This window comes from Youngiibacter fragilis 232.1 (assembly GCF_000495435.3).
Classification (GTDB): domain Bacteria; phylum Bacillota; class Clostridia; order Clostridiales; family Clostridiaceae; genus Youngiibacter; species Youngiibacter fragilis.
This window is the reverse complement of the sequence record NZ_AXUN02000207.1, coordinates 1-4,074: the sequence shown is the minus strand read 5'-3', so window position 1 is coordinate 4,074 and position 4,074 is coordinate 1. Positions and strand designations below refer to the sequence as shown.

Genomic DNA, 4,074 nt, shown 5'->3' with positions numbered 1-4,074 from the left:
CGAAAGAATAGCAGAGCAAGCTAGCAAACATGAAAAGGTACAGACGCTGATGCATTATGTGAACAAAGAGAGTCTGGAGGAAGTCCACAAGCAGCAGCCAAAAGGCAAAGCCAAGGGTATAGATGGAGAAAGCAGGGAAACCTATGAGAAGAATCTTGATTCCAACATAGAGGAACTGCTCAAACAGATGAAACGGTTCAGCTATCGCCCACAAGCGGTAAGGCGAGCCTATATACCTAAAGCTGGAAGCGACAAGATGAGGCCATTGGGAATACCTGCATACAGGGATCGACTTGTACAAGGAGTCATGCAGAGGGTGCTTGACCAAATCTACGAAGGGAAGTTCTGTGACTTCTCCTACGGGTTTCGGGCAGGCCGAAGCTGTCATCAGGCAATACGAGAAGTTAATCAGATAATCATGACAAAGAAAATAAAGTGCGTGGTAGATGCCGATATTGAAGGCTTCTTTGACAACGTAGATCATGAGTGGCTGATGAAGTTCCTTGAGCATGATATAGCTGACAAGAACTTTCTGCGATATATCAAGCGATTTCTGAAGGCAGGAGTAATGGAAGACATGAAATACTATGAGAGTGACAAAGGAACTCCGCAAGGAGGTCTGATTTCACCGGTGCTTGCAAACATATACTTGCACTATGTGCTAGATGTATGGTTTGACATAGTGGTAAGGAAGCACTGCAAAGGTGAAGCGTACATGGTACGCTACGCCGACGACTTTGTGTGCATGTTCCAATACGAGAACGAAGCCAATAATTTTTTCAAGGCGCTGGAACTGAGGCTTGGAAAATTCGGACTGAAACTGGCTAAGGACAAAAGTCGAATTATCCGGTTCGGACGATTCGCCAAAGAAAATAGTGCAAACGGCAAAACTGAAACCTTCGACTTTCTAGGCTTCACCCACATCAACGGGAAAACCCTAAAGGGGAAATATACTGTGCTGCACCGAACCAGCAAGAAGAAGCTAAAGGCAAAGAAACAGGCAGTAAAAGAGTGGCTGACAGCAAACACGCATGGTGAGCCTTCAGAAGTAATTAAACTGCTCAATCCTAAGCTGGTAGGACACTACAGATATTATGGCATATCAGGGAACTACGAAGGATTGATGAAATTCTATAGATTTATAGTTTCTACGCTGTACCAGAGATTGACACGGAGGAGTCAGAGAGCATATCTGTCTTGGAAGAGGTATAAAATGTTGTTGGAGAATCATCCAATAATAGAGCCAAGGATATATGTGGACATCTGGCAAGCTTTGTAAGGATTGTATGAAGAGCCCGTTGCCTTAATAGGGCACGACGGGTTCTGTGAGGGGCAGAGACAGAACCTCACGAGCAATATGAATATATATAAGTGAGGTGAACGTCGAGCTGTCTACTCGACACGGGTATGAAAAAGACAGTAGCTTTGATCATGATCATAACTATCCTGTCGAAGCTTCTGGGCTTCTTCAGGGAGGTGTCACTCTCATTCTTTTTCGGGGCATCTGAAATAACCGATGCCTTCAACATCGCCCAGACCATTCCCACATCAATATTCTCATTCATCTGGATAGCCCTCTTCACGAGCTTCATACCTGTCTACAACAGGATAAGGACAGAAAGAAGCATTGAACATGCCGACCTGTTCACGTCAAACCTGCTGTCTTCCTTAGTGCTTGTCTGCGCTCTCATTGCAGGCACTGCAGCCATTTTTGCCGCTCCTCTTGTGAGGCTTTTCGCCTCGGGCTTCTCTCAGGGTACGCTTGACCTCGCAGTCTCCCTGACAAGGATAAGCATTGCAGGGATAGTGGTCTCTGCTGTCATATACATACTTACCGCCATGCTGCAGATAAGGAACAGATTCATAGTAACTGCCCTGATAGGAATACCTGCGAACCTTGCTGCGATAGCTTCCTACGCCCTTGCAGGGAACAATTCGAGTATACTCGCCATTGGAATAATCATCGGGCTTGCGCTTCAGGCGATATTCCTTGCAGCTGCAGCCAGGCAAGCCGGATTCAGGTACAAGATGACATTAAGACTTAGTGACCCTTATATAAGGGAGCTTATTCTGTTTTCCATACCTGTAATCATTGGCGTATCGGTAAACCAGGTGAACGTTCTTGTAGACAAGACAATCGCATCAGGGATAGCTGTCGGCGGTATATCAGCACTTGGCTATGCACAGGTAGTCAACGGATTCGTGCAGGGGATATTTGTCGAGCCGGTATCTTCCGTGATGTACCCATCGATATCAAGGATGGCTGCTGAGGGGGACGATGATGCCCTTTCAGGGACACTGGCCAATTCGATTGTGTATGTGCTCCTCCTGGTACTTCCCGCGATGACAGGGATGCTTGTCCTTTCAGGACCCATAACCAGGCTCATATTCCAGCGTGGTGCCTTTGGAGCTGAAGATGCTATCCTTACATCCGGAGCATTGTTCTTCTATTCAATAGGTCATGGAGCATATGCCATGAGGGACCTTCTATCAAGGACATTCTATGCTCTTGGAGATACCAGGACCCCGATGAAGAACTCCATAGTCGGGATGGTCATCAACATAATCCTAAATATTATACTTTCAAGATACCTTGGCATAGGAGGCCTGGCTCTAGCTACAAGCATATCAGCAATAGCTACCGCTTCAGCGCTCGCAGTCTCTTTAGCGAGGAGGATCAGCTTCTCATCAATCATAGGAAGGCTGAGGAGCATATTGAGGATAGCAGCCTCTTCTGTCATTATGGGTGGTTTGGTCTGGTTCTCATATAAGTTGCTGATGCAAACCTTCAGCCCTAATGCCGCTGCTCTTCTTTCGATAGGAGCTGGCATGATCTCTTATGCAATACTTGTACTGGTTCTTGATGTTGAGGAGGCAAGTTCAGCAGTGAAGGCAATGCATATGAAGATCAGGAAAATAACAGGAAGCTGACCGGATTAATCATTCGGAATACCACAAAACCAAACACATGGTGTAATTTCTGTGAATTTTCTGATGACTCATTGAATATGTATCACTCCAGGCGGATAATTAAATAAGAAATATACAAAAGAAAGCAGAAAGAAGGGAATACCATGAAGAGACGGTACAGGAAGCTTATGGCTATGTTTGCTGCTGCGTTCATGCTCTTCTCTGTAACCTTTGCGTCGGTTCCTGCGGCTGCTGCTGCGACAGTAAACTATATAGCTTTGGGAGATTCAGTGACCTATGGCCTCAGTGCTTATAACAGGTATGGATATGCAGCGATGCTCCGTGACTATATTGACATCACGTATGATGTGAATTACCAGAATGCAGGTGTTGAAGGACTTGATACCGGTACACTCCTTGGTGGATTATCACTTCAAGAACCGAATCAAAACATAAACCTCGTTACTATAAACATTGGCAGCAACAACCTTCTCCGGTACGTTTTACCTGCGGTCGTAAATGCATTCGGAGGTACCTACGTAACCGACCTGAACACGAATATGATCTACCTGTACAATAAGATAAGAAGCATGAGCTATGAAGCTGCCATGGCAACATACGCAAGCATGGATGACCCCGGGAAACCTCTGCCAGCATCTTTTGAGGTTGGAATCGGGGAATTCGAGGGTCAGTTCCCTATGGTGATTGCACAGGTCAAAAGGGTATTCCCTAATGCAAGGATCATAGTAAACAACCTCTATAATCCAATACAGGCAGGAGACCCGCTTTATACATTCATCAATTCAAGCATAGTCAGGATCAATGACATCCTAAAATCCCGTCGAAATTTATAACAACAATCACTCAGAGAGTGATATGTCGAATGATTCAAATATCATTCGTTGTTCTTTGGTCATTGGTGCTATGATGCTTTGATCGTTGATTTCCTGGATGCGCAGCTTAGCCAGCGTTCTAAGCAGTCCCTTCATGGAATATGTGCCGTACAGATCCTTGTCAGTCATACCTTGTTTCTTCCAGACATTAGGACTGATGCGACAAAGCCAACAAAAAGCTTACCCTGGGCAGCGTTATCGCTATGTACACGAAGTCTTCCCAAGTCAATGCTGTTCTTCAGACGATGGAAGCCCTTTTCAACCACATCCT

Annotated in this window: 4 protein-coding genes; 3 read left to right on the top strand and 1 reads right to left on the bottom strand. The window is 45.4% G+C overall.

Translation table 11 applies throughout. From position 1 onward, the window contains the following. The 3 genes from ltrA to T472_RS15855 form a co-directional block, all read left to right on the top strand. Nucleotides 1-1,279, top strand: a 1,279-nt coding sequence (gene ltrA, locus T472_RS15865) for a group II intron reverse transcriptase/maturase (RefSeq protein ID WP_023863709.1), incomplete at its 5' end; no start/stop codon positions are given. A 128-nt stretch (nucleotides 1,280-1,407) separates the two neighbouring features. Continuing rightward, entirely contained in the window at nucleotides 1,408-2,931 is a 1,524-nt protein-coding gene (gene murJ, locus T472_RS15860) for a murein biosynthesis integral membrane protein MurJ (protein ID WP_023387249.1), read from the top strand. A gap of 143 nt (nucleotides 2,932-3,074) precedes the next feature. After that, the gene (locus tag T472_RS15855) at nucleotides 3,075-3,764 is read left to right on the top strand and encodes an SGNH/GDSL hydrolase family protein (RefSeq protein ID WP_023387250.1); all 690 of its coding nucleotides are present in this window, start codon (nucleotides 3,075-3,077) and stop codon (nucleotides 3,762-3,764) included. Nucleotides 3,765-3,770: 6 nt separating this feature from the next. Here T472_RS15855 and T472_RS19820 read toward each other — a convergent pair whose 3' ends face one another. Then, nucleotides 3,771-3,932, bottom strand: a complete 162-nt coding sequence (locus tag T472_RS19820; RefSeq protein WP_160319149.1) for a hypothetical protein — start codon at nucleotides 3,930-3,932, stop codon at nucleotides 3,771-3,773. Nucleotides 3,933-4,074: the final 142 nt, after the last annotated feature.

What these genes read in the sequence shown, in the direction of transcription:
- murJ (WP_023387249.1), top strand. Translation starts at nt 1,408, where the DNA reads ATGAAAAAGACAGTAGCTTTGATCATGATCATAACTATCCTGTCGAAG.
- T472_RS15855 (WP_023387250.1), top strand. Translation starts at nt 3,075, where the DNA reads ATGAAGAGACGGTACAGGAAGCTTATGGCTATGTTTGCTGCTGCGTTC.
- T472_RS19820 (WP_160319149.1), bottom strand. Translation starts at nt 3,932, where the DNA reads ATGACTGACAAGGATCTGTACGGCACATATTCCATGAAGGGACTGCTT.